General features: G+C 71.6%; 16 protein-coding genes and 1 pseudogene. 12 read left to right on the forward strand and 5 right to left on the reverse strand.

The window, feature by feature from the left end:
* Nucleotides 1–20: 20 nt before the first annotated feature.
* The 5 genes from AB0A63_RS22260 to AB0A63_RS22280 all read left to right on the forward strand — a co-directional run bounded on the left by AB0A63_RS22260 (nucleotide 21) and on the right by AB0A63_RS22280 (nucleotide 4,893).
* Nucleotides 21–614, forward strand: a complete 594-nt coding sequence (locus AB0A63_RS22260; RefSeq protein WP_360394384.1) for a DUF3558 domain-containing protein — start codon at nucleotides 21–23, stop codon at nucleotides 612–614.
* A 178-nt stretch (nucleotides 615–792) separates the two neighbouring features.
* A complete protein-coding gene (locus tag AB0A63_RS22265) occupies nucleotides 793–1,092 on the forward strand; it encodes a transcriptional regulator (RefSeq protein WP_360394387.1) in 300 nt (99 codons plus the stop codon).
* A gap of 17 nt (nucleotides 1,093–1,109) precedes the next feature.
* Complete coding sequence (locus tag AB0A63_RS22270) at nucleotides 1,110–2,390, forward strand: PPE domain-containing protein (RefSeq protein WP_360394393.1); 1,281 nt, start codon at nucleotides 1,110–1,112, stop codon at nucleotides 2,388–2,390.
* The gene (locus tag AB0A63_RS22275; RefSeq protein ID WP_360394396.1) at nucleotides 2,387–3,193 is read left to right on the forward strand and encodes an ESX secretion-associated protein EspG; all 807 of its coding nucleotides are present in this window, start codon (nucleotides 2,387–2,389) and stop codon (nucleotides 3,191–3,193) included. Before AB0A63_RS22270 ends, AB0A63_RS22275 begins: the two co-directional genes overlap by 4 nt.
* 56 nt (nucleotides 3,194–3,249) lie before the next feature.
* Nucleotides 3,250–4,893 (forward strand): glycosyl hydrolase family 28-related protein, encoded by a 1,644-nt coding sequence (locus tag AB0A63_RS22280; protein WP_360394399.1) that lies wholly within the window; start codon nucleotides 3,250–3,252, stop codon nucleotides 4,891–4,893.
* Nucleotides 4,894–5,038: 145 nt separating this feature from the next.
* Here AB0A63_RS22280 and AB0A63_RS22285 read toward each other — a convergent pair whose 3' ends face one another.
* Entirely contained in the window at nucleotides 5,039–6,592 is a 1,554-nt protein-coding gene (locus AB0A63_RS22285) for a hypothetical protein (protein ID WP_360394402.1), read from the reverse strand.
* A 58-nt stretch (nucleotides 6,593–6,650) separates the two neighbouring features.
* Here AB0A63_RS22285 and AB0A63_RS22290 point away from each other — a divergent pair, with 58 nt between their 5' ends.
* Nucleotides 6,651–7,040, forward strand: a complete 390-nt coding sequence (locus AB0A63_RS22290; protein ID WP_360394405.1) for a sterol carrier family protein — start codon at nucleotides 6,651–6,653, stop codon at nucleotides 7,038–7,040.
* Here the strand turns inward: AB0A63_RS22290 and AB0A63_RS22295 are convergent.
* Both AB0A63_RS22295 and AB0A63_RS22300 read right to left on the reverse strand, forming a co-directional pair.
* Nucleotides 7,037–9,022 carry an alpha/beta hydrolase gene (locus AB0A63_RS22295; RefSeq protein WP_360394407.1) on the reverse strand — a complete coding sequence of 662 codons (1,986 nt, stop codon included), beginning with the start codon at nucleotides 9,020–9,022 and terminating at the stop codon, nucleotides 7,037–7,039. The genes AB0A63_RS22290 and AB0A63_RS22295 overlap by 4 nt on opposite strands.
* The gene (locus tag AB0A63_RS22300; protein WP_360394409.1) at nucleotides 9,019–9,342 is read right to left on the reverse strand and encodes a type VII secretion target; all 324 of its coding nucleotides are present in this window, start codon (nucleotides 9,340–9,342) and stop codon (nucleotides 9,019–9,021) included. The genes AB0A63_RS22295 and AB0A63_RS22300 overlap by 4 nt, the downstream gene beginning before the upstream one ends.
* Nucleotides 9,343–9,437: 95 nt before the next feature.
* Between AB0A63_RS22300 and AB0A63_RS22305 the strand changes: the two genes are divergently transcribed.
* From AB0A63_RS22305 to arfB, 6 genes and pseudogenes are all read left to right on the forward strand, one after another.
* Nucleotides 9,438–10,184 (forward strand): maleylpyruvate isomerase N-terminal domain-containing protein, encoded by a 747-nt coding sequence (locus AB0A63_RS22305; protein ID WP_360394412.1) that lies wholly within the window; start codon nucleotides 9,438–9,440, stop codon nucleotides 10,182–10,184.
* Nucleotides 10,184–10,507, forward strand: coding sequence for a hypothetical protein (locus tag AB0A63_RS22310; RefSeq protein WP_360394415.1), 324 nt, complete (start codon nucleotides 10,184–10,186; stop codon nucleotides 10,505–10,507). The genes AB0A63_RS22305 and AB0A63_RS22310 overlap by 1 nt, the downstream gene beginning before the upstream one ends.
* A 180-nt stretch (nucleotides 10,508–10,687) precedes the next feature.
* Nucleotides 10,688–12,193, forward strand: coding sequence for an amidophosphoribosyltransferase (gene purF, locus AB0A63_RS22315; protein ID WP_360394417.1), 1,506 nt, complete (start codon nucleotides 10,688–10,690; stop codon nucleotides 12,191–12,193).
* A 29-nt stretch (nucleotides 12,194–12,222) separates the two neighbouring features.
* Nucleotides 12,223–13,284 carry a phosphoribosylformylglycinamidine cyclo-ligase gene (gene purM, locus AB0A63_RS22320; RefSeq protein ID WP_360394420.1) on the forward strand — a complete coding sequence of 354 codons (1,062 nt, stop codon included), beginning with the start codon at nucleotides 12,223–12,225 and terminating at the stop codon, nucleotides 13,282–13,284.
* Between the two features lie 61 nt (nucleotides 13,285–13,345).
* Nucleotides 13,346–13,807, forward strand: a pseudogene (locus AB0A63_RS22325) (SigE family RNA polymerase sigma factor); the annotation flags it as partial.
* Between the two features lie 696 nt (nucleotides 13,808–14,503).
* A complete protein-coding gene (gene arfB / locus AB0A63_RS22330) occupies nucleotides 14,504–14,926 on the forward strand; it encodes an alternative ribosome rescue aminoacyl-tRNA hydrolase ArfB (protein ID WP_360394422.1) in 423 nt (140 codons plus the stop codon).
* On the opposite strand, the gene AB0A63_RS22335 is transcribed toward arfB, so the two are convergent.
* Both AB0A63_RS22335 and AB0A63_RS22340 read right to left on the reverse strand, forming a co-directional pair.
* Nucleotides 14,909–15,580 (reverse strand): response regulator, encoded by a 672-nt coding sequence (locus tag AB0A63_RS22335; protein ID WP_360394425.1) that lies wholly within the window; start codon nucleotides 15,578–15,580, stop codon nucleotides 14,909–14,911. The genes arfB and AB0A63_RS22335 overlap by 18 nt on opposite strands.
* Nucleotides 15,577–17,106, reverse strand: a complete 1,530-nt coding sequence (locus AB0A63_RS22340) for an ATP-binding protein (RefSeq protein WP_360394428.1) — start codon at nucleotides 17,104–17,106, stop codon at nucleotides 15,577–15,579. Before AB0A63_RS22340 ends, AB0A63_RS22335 begins: the two co-directional genes overlap by 4 nt.
* Nucleotides 17,107–17,180: the final 74 nt, after the last annotated feature.

Genomic DNA, 17,180 nt, shown 5'->3' on the forward strand with positions numbered 1-17,180 from the left:
GATCCGATACGTTGACCGTCATGCGTCGCGTGGTGGTCCCGTTCCTGCTGGCAGCGGTCCTGACCGGGTGTTCTTCCACCGAACCCGGCACCCCCTCCGCGGGCGGGCAGACCTCGACCGGCACGCAGACCGGGACGTCTGCGAAGAGCGCACCGGTGAACCGCCCCAGGGCCGTCGACCTGCTGGCGCTCGACCCGTGCACGCTGGTGACCCCCGAGACCAGGACCGCGCTCGGCATCCGCAGCGTGCAGCCCGGCACGCCCGACGCCGACTACGGCGAAGGCAGCAGGGGGTGCGGCACGAGCTACGAGGACCGCAAGTTCCTCTGGAGCATCGACACCGTGGTCAACGGTGGCGCCGACCGGCTGAAGAGGACGGTCGGCCAGGCGACCGGGCTGACCGAGCTGGAGGTCGCCGGGTACCCCGCCTACCTCGCCACCGGCCGGTCCGGGAACAGGACGGCCCAGTGCGAGGTCTTCCTCGACGCCAACGAAGGGCAGCTGTTGAGGGTTGCGGTGACCGCCGGTCTGGGTAATGACTCCACGGCGGACAGCGCGTGTGAGAGGGCCAAGCCGCTCGCGGAGGCAGCGGGGTCGGCGCTCCGGGCGAAGTGAGCAGAACTACTCGCTTTTACCGGGAACCGGTCACCCGCGTCATGCATCAGAGCTAAAGTCGTTCCAAATGCACACGCGGCCCCGATCCTGAGGGCCGTACTGAGGAGGGTGTGCCGTGCATCTCGCGGATGGTGGGGGTACTTCGTCGCCTCCGGAGTTCGGTCAACGCAGGCTGAAGGTGGACCCGTCCGCCATTCCCCAGGCGAGGGCGGCGTTCGAGCGCGCGTTGGACGAGTTCGAGGCCAAGATCGAACGTTCGTCGGACGCGCTGCCCACCAGGCCCTGGGCCGGTGACCCGATCAGCAGCGAGACCTCCAAGGCGTTCAACGAGCAGACCAGCGAGAAGGCCCTGGCCGCGCTGGTGTTCTACAAGAAGCAGCTCATCGGGGTCATCGACCAGCTCCGCGCGATCGAGGAGCAGTACCGCATGGTCGAGGGCGACAACACCGCCCTCTGGGGAAAGCACCTGCAGGGCTGAGAGGAGGGGACTGACCGATGAGCGACCACCGCTTCCAGGGGTACGCACACCCCGAGCTGTACAAGATGATCAACTCCGGCCCCGGCGTCTCCGCCTCCATCCCGGTCGAGGGCGGCTGGAAGACGATCGCCGCCTCGCTCGCGGAGATCAACGAGAACCTGCACGCCGCGCTGGCGAAGATGGGCGCGGACTGGGAGTCCGACGCCGCCGACGCCGCGAACGCCGCGCTGTCGCCGCTGGCGGAGTGGGCCGGGTTCGCGAACCAGGGCGCCACGACCATGGAGAGCTCGGCACGCCTGCAGGGCGAGTTCATCGCCGAGGCGCGCAAGAAGATGCCCGAGGTCGTCCCGATCACCGCCGAGAAGCCCGGCTTCCTCGACTTCGCCGGTGGCGCGCTGACCGGTCCGGCCGGCATCGCGCACGTCATCGGCCAGCAGCGCGACCACGAGCGCCAGGAGGCGGCCGCCGACAACGCCGCCGCCCAGGCCGTGAAGGTCATGGAGGACTACCAGGCCGACAGCCGGTGGAACTCCTCCACGCTGGGCGAGTTCCCGGACCCGCCGCAGATCGTCATCGACACGCCGCCGCCCGGCCAGACGGGCACGCACAACCAGCACGTCGGCTACACCCCGACGGGCGTGAGCTCGCCGACGGGCACCGGCACGAACACGGGCACGACCACGCCGTCGTGGACCGCGCCGCCCACCGGCACGGTCTCCCCGACGCCGACGCCGACGTGGACGCCGCCCGGTGACACCACGCACACGTCGTGGACGACGCCGTCGACGACCACGACGCCCCCCACGACCCACCTCCCGCCGACGACCCTGCCGACGCCCGAGCCGAAGCAGACCCCGACGCCGGGGCCCGGTCCGGTCTTCACCCGCCCGGCCACGGGCGTGCCCGGTGGCGGCCGCAGCGGTCCCGGTGGCACCGGTGGCGTGCGCGGTGGTCAGCTCGGTGGCGGCAAGGCGTTCGGCCCGATGTCCGGGTCGCTCGGTGCCTCCGGCCAGGGCGTCGGCGCCGGTCAGGGCGGCCTGAAGGCCGGCGTGCCCGGCATGGGCCCCGACGCGCTGCGCCCCGGCGGCATGGGCGCTGCCGGTGGACCCGGCGGTGCCGCGGGCAAGGTCGGTGCCGCCGGTGGAGCCGGCATGGGCGCCGGTGGCGCGCACGGTGCCAAGGGCGAGGGCGAGGACGACATCGAGCACAAGGTGGCCGACTACCTGGTCGAGACCGACGACGTGTTCGGCGACGACCGCATGATCGCGCCCCCGGTCATCGGAGGCCTGTCGGAGTGAGCCTGTTCGGCGGCCCGGCGGAGAGGGAGCCGATCACCCTGTCCGCCGAGGAGTTCGACGTGGTGTGGGAGCGGCTGAACGTCGGTCCCATGCCGCTCGTGCTCAAGGTCCCCTCACCTGGCCGGACGCGGGACGAGCGCATCGCGCTGGAGAACCGCGTCCACCAGCAGCTGGACCACCGCCGGCTCGGCAACTCCCGCGGCCTGTCGGCCGAGCTGGACGGTCTGCTGCGGATGTTCGTGAAGCCCGAGCGGGAGGCGGACGGCCGCCTCTGGCTCGGTCACGGCCTGCGCGTCCTCGCCGTGGCGAACGGCGACCACGGCGCGCTCGCGACGTTGCGGGACGACCAGCTGACGTTCCAGCCGTGGGCGGGCTCCGGCCTGGCCGCCGCGGTCCTGTCGGTGCTGCCCCAGCACCCCGCAGGCACCGGCCTCTCGGTCACGCTGCCGAGTGCGGACATCGAGAAGGCGGCCGCGCGGACCGACGGTTCACCGAAGTCGATGGAGGCCGCGTTCCGCGGCATCGGCCTGCGCGAGGACGACGCGAAGGCGCTCGTCACGATGTTCACCGGCGTCGTGCGGACCGGGAACTTCGGCGCGGCGGCCCGCGACAGGTACGGCAAGCGCTGCCGGCCCGACCGCGTGATCTCGTTCTTCGACACCGAAGAGGGCCGTTACCTGCAGCAACGCCGTTCCACCAACGGCCAGCCGCCGTGGAGCACCTTCACGCCGACCGACGCCCGCCGGTTGATGCACCAGGTGGACGAGCTGGTCGCGGAAGCAGTGCGTTCCGCAGCAGACTGATCTCTGGTTTGATCTGACCACCGCCGCCGTGGCCAAGACCCCTTGGAGACGGCGAAATGAACATCGACAGACGGCAGTTCCTGGTGGCTGCGGGGATTGCGGTGGCAGGGACACCGGCGTTGACGGGGACGGCGGCCGCCGAGTCCTCCGCCTCGCTGTGGCAGGAGTTCGTCGCCAACCCGTACGACCACCCGCAGCTCCCCAACGTCGCCTACGCGGGCCACCGCACCGGTGAACGCCCGCCCCGCCGCCCGGTGCTGGCGAACGTCCTGTTCTTCGGCGCACGCCGCGACGGTTCCGCCGACGCCGCGCCCGCGATCAACAGGGCGGTCGAGTTCGTGGGCCGGTTGGGCGGCGGCACCGTCCTCGTCCCGCCGGGCCGCTACCGCATCGACGACATCATCCGCATCGGCTACGACAACGTCGTGCTGCGCGGCGCGGGCAGTGCGAAGACGACGTTCTACGCGACCCGGTCGCTGGAGCAGATCATCGGCATCAACCGCAGCCGCTACGGCTCGGAGAACTCGGCGTGGAGCTGGGCGGGCGGTCTGGTGTGGGTCTGCCACCGCGACCGCTACCGGCCGCTGGTCGAGGCGATCCAGGCGAAGAGGTGGCCGTTCGAGGGCTGGACCGGCAACGAGCTGGAGCAGGGCTCGGTGCTGACCGGGATCACCGGCTCCGCACCGCGCGGTGCGTTCGTCGTGACCGTCGCGGATGGACGGTCGATCCACGCGGGACAGCGGGTGCTGTTGCGACTGGACGACTCCGACTACTCGCTGCCCAGGCACATGTGCGGCGACGTGCCCGGCACGACGTCCTACCGCTGGGACGACAAGACGAAGCTGTTGTCCTACTTCCCCTTCCTGTGGCCGGTGCGGGTGGAGTGGGTGCGCGGCAACAGGGTCAAGCTCGCGCAGCCGTTGCCGCTGGAGCTCCGGCCCGAGTGGAAGCCGCGGCTCACCACCATGGCACCCGTCGTCACCGGCGCGGGCGTCGAGGGCATCAAGATCGAGATGTTCCGGGTGCCGACCCCGAAGCACCTGCAGGACAAGGGCTACAACGGGGTGGCGTTCCAGTGCGCCTGGGACTGCTGGGCCGACGACGTGCACGTCCACGACGTCGACAACGGCTTCCTCCTGGTGTCCGCCAAGGGCATCTCGCTGCTGAACACCCGTGTCTCCGGCCGCGGCCACCACCACGCCTACGCCACCCGCGAGCAGTCCCACGACAACCTCACCGACGGCTTCGTGATCGAGGCCCCGTCCGAACCGTCCCAGGCGGGAGCGGGCAACCACGGTCTCAACGTCGAGGGCCTGTCCTGCGGCAACGTCTGGACCCGCGGCAGGATGGACCACGACGTGTTCGACACGCACCGCGGTCTGCCGTTCGGCAACGTCCGCACCGAGATCACCATCAACAACGTCGGCGCCCACGGCGGCAGCGCGGACGCGGGCCCGTTGTACGGCGCCCGGTTCGCGCACTGGAACGTCACCGTGACCAACCAGCGCGCCGGCAACGTCCGCATCGACCAGGTCGCCCCGTGCAGCGCGACGGTGGCGATCTCCGAGGTCCGCGACTTCGGCCAGGTGGACAAACCGGACTTCACCGGGCCGCTGAACTCGCGGCTGGAGCTGTACGGCACGACGGACGTGGTGCCGCGCAACCTCTACGACGCGCAGCGGCGCCTGCGCGGCCGCTGAGCCCGGGCCGGGCCGGTCGGGCGGTGCCGCGTCACGACCGGTCCGCTGCCGCAGCTCGGTGCACTCGGGTCCGTCCTCCGCCACCCGCCGTCGGCGAGCGCTCGTGGTCCGGTCAGGTGGGGCGGGCCGATGAGGGCGCGGTGGGTCACGGCAGCGCGATCTGCACGTGCAGCCGGTCGGGCACGGACAGGCCGAAGCCCGGCCGGTCCGGCACCCGGCCGGCCTCGCGCGCCCCGACCAGTGACGTGGCCGGGTCGTCGAGGCGGAGCTCGACGCCGAACGCGAGGCTGTCGAGGACGAACTGCGGCACCTGGTCCCAGGTCCGGGCCGTCACGACGACGTGGCGGTCCGGGTCGAGGGGTTCGCCGGGGCCGTCGAGCAGCTGGAAGCCGGTGAGGTCGCCGAGCACCGTCGCGAGGGTGCGCAGCGTGGTGGTCTTGCCGGTGCCGGGTCCGCCGACGATCGCGCCGTGCCGCAGCTCGTCGGTGAAGGACGGGACGAGCACGCCGCGGCGTTGTTCGTAGGGCAGGTCGAGCACGCCGATCGCGCCCGGCGGCAGCATGCCCAGGGTGGGCGTGTCGCCGGTGGTGTGCAGCGGCGCCAGGACGATCTCGTGCGCGGGCGGGCCGCCCACCAGCACATGCGGCAGTGCCGCGGCCATCTCGTCGAGGTCGAACGCGGGGGTCGCGTGCGGCCACTCGGGGAGCTGGAGCGCCAGCTGCGGCGGGAAGGCGTCGCCGGAGAACAGCATCCGGATGCCGAGGGTGCGCCCGGCCCTGACCAGCGGTTCCAGCACGTTGCGGTAGCCGCGTTCGATCAGGATCTCCGCGGTGTCGACGCAGATCAGCAGGTCCGGCAGCGGTTCGAGGCCGGCACCCGCCGCGCGTGCGGCCCGGTAGTCGAGGCTGTTGCGGCACCGGGCAACCCGGTGGATCAGCTCCTGGCGGCGGTTGAGCTCGCCGTGCAGACCTGCGGTGAAGCGGTCGAACCACTCGTCGTCGTCCTGGCCGGTCAGCTCGAACGTCGTGTGGCCCGCGTTCGGCAGCTCGCCGAACACGTCGTTGTCCTGCATGTCGAGGAACGCGATGTTCAGGTCTGCCGGCGAATGCGTGACCATCAGGCCGAGGAGCGCGCTCTGCAACCATTGCGAGCGCTGCTCGAACGGGCCGAGGTACGTGCCGCTGTAGCCGTGTCCGTCCACGCTGATGTCGAGGTACACGGGCCAGCCGTGCTCATCCGTGCCGAGAGCGGTCTTGAAGTCACTGCGCTGCCACTTGTCGTGCAGGTCGGCCGAAACCCCGTGCAGCGCCAGGAAGTCCGTCGCCTCGCCGTGCAGGTGCCTGCGCAGCCGCCGGGGCAGCGTGTCCCAGTCCCGCGCCGTCACCACGGTCTGCACGCCCCGCCCTGGACCGAAGGCCGCGACCCACTCCACCGTCCGGTCGAGCTCCGGGTCCATCTCCGCGCACAGCGCCCAGTCGTCGACCAGCAGCACCGCACCCGACGGCGCGCCCCGCTCGAACCAGTCGAGCAGGCTGCGGCACCCCGACTGGTCGGCCGGGTCGAAGCTCGCCGAGACCGGTAACGGGTCGGCGCCCCGGCCGATCCGGTAGACGGACAGGTTCGGCGCGGCCGCCAGCGCCGCCGCCAGCCGCTCCCTCGTCGCCGGCCTGGGGCCCACGACGGCGAAGTTCCTGATCACCGCCCAGATATACCAACAGCACCAAATCGGCTGCTCGCACTTCGCTAATCTGGCCCGCGTGCCAGCCAAACCCGTCGACCCCGCGCAGATGCGCGCCGCGGTCGAAGCCGTCCTGCCCTGGCTGCACGGCACCGCCGACCAGCCGGAACGCCCCGTGCTCGCCGCCGCCGTGCGCCTGAGCCTGCGCACCCTCGAACAGGTGGCACCCGGCCGCAGCGTCGAGGTCCGCGTCCCGCCGTTCGCCGCCGTGCAGTGCGTCGAGGGCCCCCGCCACACCCGCGGCACGCCCCCGAACGTCGTCGAGACCGACGCCCGCACCTGGCTCGAACTGGCCACCGGCGCCCTGACCTGGCCCGACGCGGTGGACACCGCCCGGGTCACCGCGTCCGGCACCCGGGCCGACCTGTCCGCGCTGCTCCCGGTCGTGAAGTTCCAGGACCCGGTCTAGAACCACGACCCGATCGTGTTGCCGATGCCCTTCACGATCCCGACGCCGCCCTCGACGACGTCGCGGCCCAGCTCCACCGCGTTGCCCACGGTGTCCGCCACGACGTCGACGGCGTCGCTGCCGACCTCCTTGGCGGTGTCCCAGGCGTGCCCGGCGGCACCGCCCCAGTTGCCGTTCGACACGTCCTCGACGACCCGGCCGCCGCCGTTCCAGAGGTCCTCGCCCATGTCGGCGACCTCCTTGCCGGTGTTGACGCCCCAGTCGATGATCGGACCGGCCACCGGCAGGTCGGAGCCGGGCACCTCGACCGGGGTGGGCGAGTCCTGCCAGCGTTGCGAGCTGATCTCGTCGCCGCGACCGGTGGCGATCTTCGCGAGGTTGTCGAGTGACTCGGAGTTCTTGTCGAAGTAGGCCGAGTGCGCGTAGTCGACCTTCGCGTCCGTGGCGGTGCCGAACGTCTGGGCGCCGAACGACGAGTCGTAGGGACCCGTGGACGAGCCGTCCTTGGTGAACCAGTCACCGCTGGTGGCCTGCACGACCGGGTCGTGCTCGGTGCCGCCGACGTACACGTGGCCGCGGCCGGCGGAGAGCTGGTCGACGGTGGAGGCGCCGACGCCCGGCGAGCCGACGAACGCGATGTCGTCGGCCCTGAGCCCGTTGTCCATGGCCGAGTAGCCGACGACGGTGCTGCCGTAGCTGTGGCCGATCACCGTGACGTGGGCGCCGGGGTTCGTGGTGCGGTAGCCCTCGACGTCCTTCGCGAGGATCGCCGCGCCCTCCTGGGCCTGCGCCGGGTCGTTGACCTGGCCGATCGCGAACTCCGGCGCGTCGTAGCCGAGCCACTGGATCGCGGCGCCGTCCGGTCCCATCGCCGCGCTGAGCTGCGCGGCCTGGTGCTGGCTGAAGGACGTGAGCGTCGACGTCGTGCCGGGCACGCACACCGCGAGGTTCTTCGCGGTGTCCGGGTTGCCGTAGGACACCGCGAGGGCGCCTTCCTTGGCACCGGCGCCGTCCGGGCTCCAGTAGAGGACGTAGGGCTGCTTGCCGTTCGCCTTGCCCAGGTCCCTGGCGTCGGTCAACGCCTTGGCCGCGTCGTTGGAGTTCTTCTCCCGCCGGGCCGCCTCGTCGTACTGCGCCATCAGCTGGGAGCCCTGCGGGTCGTTGCGCAGTGCGCGCTGGCCCTCCGCCGACTTCGGGTCGACGCCGAGCTCCCGCGCGCGGTCGGCGAGCTGCTGCCCGAGCTGTTCGCGCTGCTGCTTGAACCGGGCCTGGTCCTCGGGGATGCGCTTGCGGTTGGCCTCGTCGAGCACGTCGGCCGGCAGGCCGCGGAGCTGGCCGAGCTCCTGGTACCTGGTGTCCCGCAACGCCTTGCGCTGGTCCTCGCTGAGCGAGTTCCACCAGGCGGCGACCGCCTTCGGGTCGGTTCCCGGCGGCGGCACCGGCGGCAGCGGTCCACCCGCACCGCCAGCGCGCTGGGCCGCCCGGCTCCAGCCGCCGTCGGTCCGCGCGGACTCCTCGAAGCCCGGCGGGATTTTGGCGAGCGCACCCGCGTAGGAGCGCAGCACGGCGTCGTAGCCGGTCCGCACCCGGTCCAGTGCGGCGTTGACCTGGTTGGCCAGCTGGCGCGTCTGCTGCTCGTCGAGACCCGGTGGGCGGCTGCGCCACACGCTGATCGCCTGGTCGGCGGCGCCGCGCATCTGCCCGTAGGCGCGGGAGGCGGCCTGCACGATGTCCACGCCGGCACCGAGGCGTTCGCGGACGGCTTTCGTGGCGGTGGAGGACAGCTCCGCACGCGCGGTGAACTTCGCGGCGCTCTCGCCGACCCAGCTGCTGACCGCGGTCCTGCCGCCGTTGACGACCGACTCCCCGGCCCTGCCGACGGCGCTGATCGCACCGGTGATCGGGTCCGCGGCGGCGGCGATGCGGCTGACGTCCCCCGAGGCGAGCCGGCCGTACAGGCCCTCCGGATCGGTGTAGCTCACCGGCCGCCCCCCAGTCCGTTCATGATCTTCGTCAGGAACGACGCGTGGTCGTCGTCCGTGCGCTGGTAGGCCTCCGCGTTCGACACCAGGCCCTCGGCGGCGTCGGTGAACCAGGCCGAGCCGCGCTGGAGGTCCTGCGAGTGGGTGCCGACGAACCGCGACAGGGCGTCCGCGAACTCGGCGGCCGCGTCCACCTCGCCGAGCGCACCGGCGTCGAGCTGGAGCATCGAGATCATCTCCGCTGCCTCCCGCACCGCGTCGGAGCCGTTGCCGAACTCCTTCGACGCGGTTCGCAGCAGCTCTGGCTCAACGCCGAACATCGCCACCCCCTGGTTGGTCGTCGATCCATGCGACGCAGGAGCATCATGACCGGTTCCCCACTCATGCGAAGACCGTTTCGGGCACGATGACGCGCATGGTGCAGACAGGGTGGACGGCCCAGCGGTGGACCGCTGTGTTCATCGAGCAGGCGGAGATGTTCCGCAAGGCAGTGGCGGACGCGGACCCGGCGGCGGAGGTGCCGACCAGGCCCGGCTGGACCGTGCAGGACCTGGTCATCCACCTCGCGCGCTTCCTCGAGACCTCCACCGCCTACCTGCGCACCGGCAGCCGCAACCCGATGGCGCCGCCGCCCGCGCCGACCGGGCTGTCCCCGCTCGAGTACCTCGACCTCCAGCTCGTGGCCGCGAACGAGATCCTCACCGCGGTGCCGGGCAACCGCCCGGTGTGGACCTTCTCGCCGTCCGCCCCCGACCTCGCATGGGTCTGGCACCGCCGGATCGCGCACGAGACGGTGCTGCGCCGGTTCGACGCGCAGACGGTCGTCCGCACGCTCGTGGGCACGGACGCCGACCTGTGCGCCGACGGCATCGACGAGGTGCTGACCACGATCGTCGCCGCCAAGCTCGACGGCGACTCGCCTGCCGTCCTGTCCGGCACCGCCGTGGTCCGGCCCACCGACGTGCCCGAGTCGTGGCTGATCTCCTTCACGCCGGGCGGGGTGCCGGACGTCCGCGCGGCCGCCCCCGGCGAGGAGGGTGACGCCGGGGTCACCGGCGAGGCCGAGCTCGTCTACTTCTGGCTGTGGAACCGGATGAACCTGCAGGACATGACCGGCGACCGGGCCGTGCTGGACGTCCTGCAGGTCGGACGGGGGCACTGATGCGCAAGCTCACCGCGGTCCTGCTCGGCTGCCTGCTGCTGTCCGGGTGCGGTGCGTCCGGCTGGGAGGGCCAGCTGCGCTACCGGATCGCCTCGATCGACAGGTCGACCCCCACCGAGTTCCTGGACCTCGAACTGGTGGGCGACGCACCCGAGGGGGTGCTGTGGCAGGACGGCCTCACCCCCAAGTCGCTGATGCCGAGCAACGTCAGCGGTGACGTGGCCGTGGGCGACGAGGTGGTCTGCACGGGCACCCAGAAGAAGGGCAGCCCGTTCGCGGACTGGCAGAAGGGCACCGAGCTGAGCGGGTGCCGGAAGGCCTGACGCGCGGCCGGGAAGTACACGATCGGGGTGTCGTCCCGGCGAACTCGGTGCGAACCGAGGTCGCCGGGTGCCGGAAGGCATGAGTTTCATCACCTCAACGGGGGTGCGATGGGGGTGAACAGGCCCCTGCTCCACATACACTCGGGTAGCAGCCAGCCCCGTCGTGAGGGAGCCAACTCGGTGGTCGCCGACCATTCCCAGCCCGAACAGGAACCTCGTGAGGAGTGCGGCGTCTTCGGCGTCTGGGCTCCTGGCGAGGACGTCTCGAAGCTCACCTACTACGGCCTCTACGCCCTGCAGCACCGCGGTCAGGAGGCAGCGGGCATCTCGGTCGGTGACGGCGCGCAGGTGGTCGTCTTCAAGGACCTCGGGCTCGTCAGCCAGGTCTTCGACGAGCAGGTCCTGCAGTCGCTGAAGGGCCACGTGGCCGTCGGCCACTGCCGTTACTCCACCACCGGGTCCACGACCTGGGAGAACGCGCAGCCGACGTTCCGCACCACCGCCGCCGGGTCGGGGCTCAGCCTCGGGCACAACGGCAACCTGGTGAACACCGCCGAGCTGCGGGAGAAGGCGCGGGAGCTGGGTCTGACCAGCCGCAACGGCGCCACCACCGACTCGGACATCCTCACCGCGCTGCTCGCGCACGCGGCGGCGGACAAGGGCATCGAGCAGGCGGCCATGGAGCTGCTGCCGACCGTCCGCGGTGCGTTCTGCCTGGTGTTCTCCGACGAGAGCACGCTGTACGCGGCACGGGACCCGCACGGTGTCCGGCCGCTGGTCCTCGGCCGGTTGGAGCGCGGCTGGGTCGTCGCGAGCGAGACCGCGGCGCTGGACATCGTCGGCGCGAGCTTCGTGCGCGAGGTCGAGCCGGGTGAGCTGATCGCGATCGACGGCGACGGGCTGCGGTCCAGCCGGTTCGGGAACCCCGAGCCCAAGGGCTGCATCTTCGAGTACGTCTACCTGGCGCGGCCGGACACGACGATCTCCGGTCGCAGCGTGCACGCCACGCGCGTCGAGATCGGCCGCAGGCTCGCCAAGGAGCACCCGGTCGAGGCCGACCTGGTGATCCCGGTGCCGGAGTCCGGCACGCCGGCCGCGATCGGGTACGCGCAGGCCAGCGGCATCCCGTACGGCTCGGGCCTGGTCAAGAACGCCTACGTCGGCCGGACGTTCATCCAGCCGTCGCAGACCATCCGGCAGCTGGGCATCCGGCTCAAGCTGAACCCGCTGCGCGACGTCATCCGCGGCAAGCGCCTGGTCGTCGTGGACGACTCGATCGTGCGCGGCAACACCCAGCGCGCGCTCGTGCGCATGCTGCGCGAGGCCGGTGCGCTTGAAGTGCACGTGCGGATCGCGTCACCGCCCGTGAAGTGGCCGTGCTTCTACGGCATCGACTTCGCCTCGCGGGCCGAGCTGATCGCCAACGGCCTGGACGACGACGGCATCCGCCGCTCGGTCGGCGCCGACTCGCTCGGGTACGTGTCGCTCGAACAGCTCGTCGCGGCGACCGAGCAGCCCAAGACGCGGCTGTGCTCGGCGTGCTTCGACGGCGAGTACCCGATCGAGCTCCCGGCGGACGCGCTCATCGGCAAGCACCTGCTGGAGGGCCTCAAGGGCGTGGCGGGCTCGGCCGCTCCCGTCCTGCCCAACGGCTATGGTGCCGAGGACGCACTGCGTCGCCCCTGAGGCCTCCAGAACAAGTGGAAGAAGTTGACGTGACCGACAGCGCCAAGGCCACCTACGCCGCAGCCGGAGTCAGTATCGCCGCAGGTGACGAGGCGGTGGAGAAGCTGAAGCCGTGGGCGGCCAAGGCGCACCGGCCCGAGGTGCTCGGTGGCATCGGCGGGTTCGCCGGCCTGTTCCAGCTCAAGCTCGACCGCTGGAAGGAGCCGGTCCTCGCCTCCTCCACGGACGGCGTCGGCACCAAGATCGCGGTCGCGCAGGCGCTCGACAAGCACGACACCGTGGGCATCGACCTGGTCGCCATGATCGTGGACGACCTGGTCGTGTGCGGTGCGGAGCCGCTGTTCGTGCAGGACTACATCGCGGTCGGCCGGGTCGTGCCGGACAAGATCGCGGCGCTGGTCAAGGGCATCGCCGAGGGCTGCGTGCAGGCCGGCTGCGCGCTGCTCGGCGGCGAGACCGCCGAGCACCCCGGCCTGATGGGCGACGACGACTACGACATCTCCGGCACCGGCGTCGGCGTGGTCGAGCAGTCGAAGCTGCTCGGCCCCGACCGGGTCCGCGACGGCGACGTCGTGATCGCGATGGGCTCGTCCGGCCTGCACTCCAACGGCTACTCGCTGGCCCGCCACGTGCTGCTGGAGATCGCCCGCATGCCGCTGGAGGGCCACGTCGAGGAGTTCGGCCGCACCCTCGGCGAGGAGCTGCTGGAGCCGACCAAGATCTACGCGAAGGACTGCCTCGCGCTGATCGCCGAGACCGAGGTTCGCGGGTTCTCCCACGTCACCGGTGGTGGCCTGGCCGCGAACCTGGCCCGCGTGCTGCCGGAGGGCCTGCACGCGAAGCTCGACCGCGGCACCTGGACGCCCGCCCCGGTCTTCCAGCTCATCGCCCAGCGCGGCCGGGTGGAGCGCGAGGAGATGGAGAAGGCGTTCAACATGGGCGTCGGCATGGTCGCCGTCGTCGCGCCGGAGGACGTCGACCGCGCGCTGGCCGTGCTGACCGCGCGCCACGTGCCGTCGTGGGTGCTCGGCGAGGTCACCAGGTCGGAAGAGAGCGGCGCCTCGCTCGTCGGGGACCACCCGCGTTTCTGATCTACCGAGGCAACCTCCCGGGGTCGCCGCCGCGTACTAGGCGGCGACCGAGGAGGGGCACTTGGACCGGGACCGCGAGTTCGGGGAGTTCGTCGACGCACGCGCGCTCGTCATGCGCCGCACGGCGTTCCTGCTGTGCGGCGACTGGCACCGTGCCGAGGACATCGTCCAGAACGCGTTGATCAAGCTCTACGTGGCGTGGCCGCGGGTGCGCAGGGACAGCGTGGACGCGTACGCGCGCAAGGTGCTCGTGCGCACGTCGATCGACGAGTCCCGGCGCGGGTTCTTCCAGCGCGAGCGGTCCGTCGACGCCGTGCCCGAACGCGCGGCACCGGAACCGTCGACCGCCGACCTGGACCTGCGCCAGGCGCTCGACGCGTTGCCACCGGGGCAACGCGCCGTCGTCGTGCTGCGGTACTGGGAGGACCTGAGCATCACCGAGACCGCCCGCATCCTCGGCAGGACGGAGGGCACGGTGAAGAGCCAGGCGGCCAAGGGACTCGCCGCGTTGCGCGACCTGCTGGTCGACGAACCGCAGTCGGGCATCCGCCGCAGCGAGGTCATCCGGGCGGGCAGGACGAAGCTCGCCCGCCGCCGCACCGCCATCGCGGGCGCGCTCGCGTTCGTGCTGGTCGCGGGCCTGGGCGGGGTGGTCGTCGCACTCCGGCCGCAGCTCACGGCGAGCGACAGCGCGGGCAGCGCGGTCTCCGGCACGATCGACCGCAACGCCCAGCTCACCGCGGTCCTGGGCGCCGCGGACGTGATCCCGGCCGGGGTGACCGTGCGGGACGTCCCCGGGGTGCCGGGACGTGCGCTGCAGTTCTTCGACCTGGACAAGAGCCGTCGCGCCGTGGCGCTGCTGGACGACGCCCAGGGCACCGGCGCGTTGACGATCGAGCTCACCCGCGGCAACGCCACGGACATCAGCACGTGCTTCGAGCCCGAGGTCGCACCGTGCGAACTGCGCGAGGTCGGCGGCATCAAGGTCCGGTCCAGCATCGCGGGCAGGCCGGACGGCGTCCACCTGTACCAGGTGGAGGCGCTCCGGCCGGACGGCACGTTCGTCAAGGTCATCAGCGTCAACGTGGGCGAGTTCCGCACCAACGTGGCCGGCGCGCCGAAGCTGGACGCCCCGACGTCCCGGCCGGCGCCGCTGCCCGACCGCGAGACGCTGATAAAGATCGCGACACTTCCGGGCCTGACCTTCTAACCTGGAGGCATGAACGACGTGACCGTGACTCGGACGCTGGTGCTGCCGGCGGCCGAGTTGCGCGAACGTTTTTCCAGGTCGGGTGGCCCTGGCGGGCAGGGCGTGAACACGGCGGACAGCCGGGTGGAGCTCAGCTTCGACGTCGCCGGCTCGCCCACGATCCCCGAGCACCTCAGGCGCCGCATGCTCGACCGCCTGGCCGGTCGGCTGGTCGACGGCGTCCTCACGATCGCCGCCTCCGAGCACCGCGCCCAGCTGCAGAACCGCGCCGCCGCCCGCGAACGCCTCGCCGCGATCCTGCGCGCTGCGGCCGCACCCCCGCCGCCGATGCGCAAGCCGACCAAGCCCACCAGGGGCTCGAAGGAACGCCGCATCGCGGGCAAGAAGCGCCGGGCACAGACCAAACGCGGCCGCTCAGGCTCCTGGGAGTAGTGCATAGATCCGTTCCGGTCGGCCGGTTCCGCCGTACCGCAACCGCACCTCCGCCCGCCCCGCCGACACGAAGTGCTCCAGGTACCGCCGCGCGCTCACCCGCGCGACCCCCGTGGACGACGCGCACTCCGACGCCGACAACCCCTCCGGGTGCGCCCTCAGCGCGTTCTCCACGAGCCGCGCGGTCTCCGGCGTCAACCCCTTGGGCAGCAACGGTTTCGACGACGGTCGTGCACCGAACACCTGGTCCACGTCCGCCTGCCCGGCCGTTCCGAGCCGGTCGAGCTTCTCGTGCAGCGACGCGAAGTGCGCGAGCTGGTCGCGCAGCGCGTCGTAGTCGAACGGCTTGATCAGGTAGTGCAGGACGCCGCCGCGCATCGCACCGCGCACGGTGTCCACGTCGGTCGCGGCCGTGATCACGATGACGTCGACGTCCTCGTTGGCGCGCAACGACTTCAGCACGTCGAGTCCGCTCATGTCCGGCAGGTAGACGTCGAGCAGCACCAGGTCCGGTTTGAGCGTCGCCACCAGCCGCAACGCGTCCGCGCCCGTGTGCGCGACGCCGACGACCTCGAAACCGCCGGTGCGCGCGACGTAACCGCTGTGCACCTTGGCCACCATGAAGTCGTCGTCGACGACCAGCACCCGCTTCACCAGGGCAGCCTTGCCGTGAACACCGAGCCGGACACGCTCACCGACCCGCCACGCCGCAGGCACGCCCGCCGGATCAGCGCGAGCCCGAGGCCGCGTTCCCCGTGCGATGCCGCCTTGGTCGTGAACCCGTGCCGGAACACCTCCTCGGCCAGCTCCGGTGCGACTCCCGGGCCGGAGTCGCGGACCACGACCTGGACCTCGTCGTCCACCTGCACCACACCCACCTCGATCCACTTCCGGTCGCCGTTCAACGAGCTCAGCGCATCCAACGCGTTGTCGACGAGATTTCCCAGCACCATCACCAGATCGGCGGACAACGCCTCGTCGGTGCGGCCCAGCACGCTGTCCGGCGCCATCCGCAGCTCCGTGCCGCGCTCGGCGGCCAGCGACGCCTTGGCGATCAGCAGCGCGGCCACGGCGGGGTCGCCGATCGACGAGCTGACCTCGGCCCGCCACTGGTCCTGCGCCGAGCTGATCCGGTGGATGTAGTGAGTGACCTCGTCGTACTCCTGGAGCGAGATCAGCCCGGCGATGGTGTGCAGCCGGTTCGCGAACTCGTGCGCCTGCGCCCGCAACGTGTCCGTCGCGTGCTGCGAGGCGTCCAGCTCGTGTTGCAGCGCGAGGAGCTCCGTGCGGTCCCGCAGCGTCACGACCGCACCCGCGCCCTCGATCGGCATGCGGTTCAACGTGAGCACGACGCCTTGGCGCAGCACGAGCTGGTCGACGCCGGTGGCCCGCCCGGTGAGCACGTCGCGCAGCCGGTCGTTGAGCTCCAGCTCCTCCACCGCCCGCCCGACCGCGTCGCCCGGCAACGCGAGCAGCTCCCGCGCGTGGTCGTTGACCAGCGTGATCCGGTCCTGCGCGTCGAGGCCGACCACGCCCTCCCTGATGCCGTGCAGCAACGCCTCGCGGTTCTCGACCAGCGCGGTGATCTCGTGCGGTTCCAGTCCGAGCGTCTGGTTCTTCACCCGCCTGGCCAGCAGCAGCGACCCGGTGACGCCGATGACGAGCGCGATCAGCAGGTAGCGCAGCGCGTCGACCGGCTGGTTGAGGGCGCCCGCCCAGATGCCCGGCTCGCGCACGCCCGCGACCACGATCCCGTTGACCCCGCGGGTCTGCGGGTCGAACACCGGCACGTGCGCCTCGATCGAGCCTCCGGCCGTGCCGACCCACGCCCTGCCGTCGAACGCGGTGGTCGTGGTGTCCAGAGTGGACCCGACCTGGGCGGGGTCGGGTGAGGTGAGGACGCGCCGCTGGAGGTCGACGACCAGCACGTAGGTGGCGCCGGAGAGGCCCCGCGCGGTCTCCGCGGCCGGTGCCAGCAGGTCGCGGTTGCCCATCTGCGTCTGCACGACGTCCGTGGCGGCCACGTTCTCCGCGACGGAGAGCATCCGGCGTTCCTCGTTGGAGCGGAAGTTGCGGCCCGTCTGGACGACGGTCAGCGCGCCCACCGCGAACAGCAGGCACAGGACCACTACGAGTTGCCACACGAGCAGTTGGCTGGCCAGGGAACGGCGGCGGCGCATGAAACCTCCCGTGACCAGAAAGACCGAAAGAAACCTTAGAAGCGCAAGAGCGACATCCAGGTTTACACCAGAGC

Source organism: Lentzea sp. NPDC042327 (assembly GCF_040647275.1).
Classification (GTDB): Bacteria; Actinomycetota; Actinomycetes; order Mycobacteriales; family Pseudonocardiaceae; genus Lentzea.

Excerpts from the sequence above, each read along its gene's own strand:
- AB0A63_RS22260 (WP_360394384.1), top strand. The coding sequence starts at position 21 with ATGCGTCGCGTGGTGGTCCCGTTCCTGCTGGCAGCGGTCCTGACCGGG.
- AB0A63_RS22270 (WP_360394393.1), top strand. The coding sequence starts at position 1,110 with ATGAGCGACCACCGCTTCCAGGGGTACGCACACCCCGAGCTGTACAAG.
- AB0A63_RS22280 (WP_360394399.1), top strand. The coding sequence starts at position 3,250 with ATGAACATCGACAGACGGCAGTTCCTGGTGGCTGCGGGGATTGCGGTG.
- AB0A63_RS22300 (WP_360394409.1), bottom strand. The coding sequence starts at position 9,342 with ATGTTCGGCGTTGAGCCAGAGCTGCTGCGAACCGCGTCGAAGGAGTTC.
- AB0A63_RS22305 (WP_360394412.1), top strand. The coding sequence starts at position 9,438 with ATGGTGCAGACAGGGTGGACGGCCCAGCGGTGGACCGCTGTGTTCATC.
- AB0A63_RS22310 (WP_360394415.1), top strand. The coding sequence starts at position 10,184 with ATGCGCAAGCTCACCGCGGTCCTGCTCGGCTGCCTGCTGCTGTCCGGG.
- arfB (WP_360394422.1), top strand. The coding sequence starts at position 14,504 with ATGAACGACGTGACCGTGACTCGGACGCTGGTGCTGCCGGCGGCCGAG.
- AB0A63_RS22340 (WP_360394428.1), bottom strand. The coding sequence starts at position 17,106 with ATGCGCCGCCGCCGTTCCCTGGCCAGCCAACTGCTCGTGTGGCAACTC.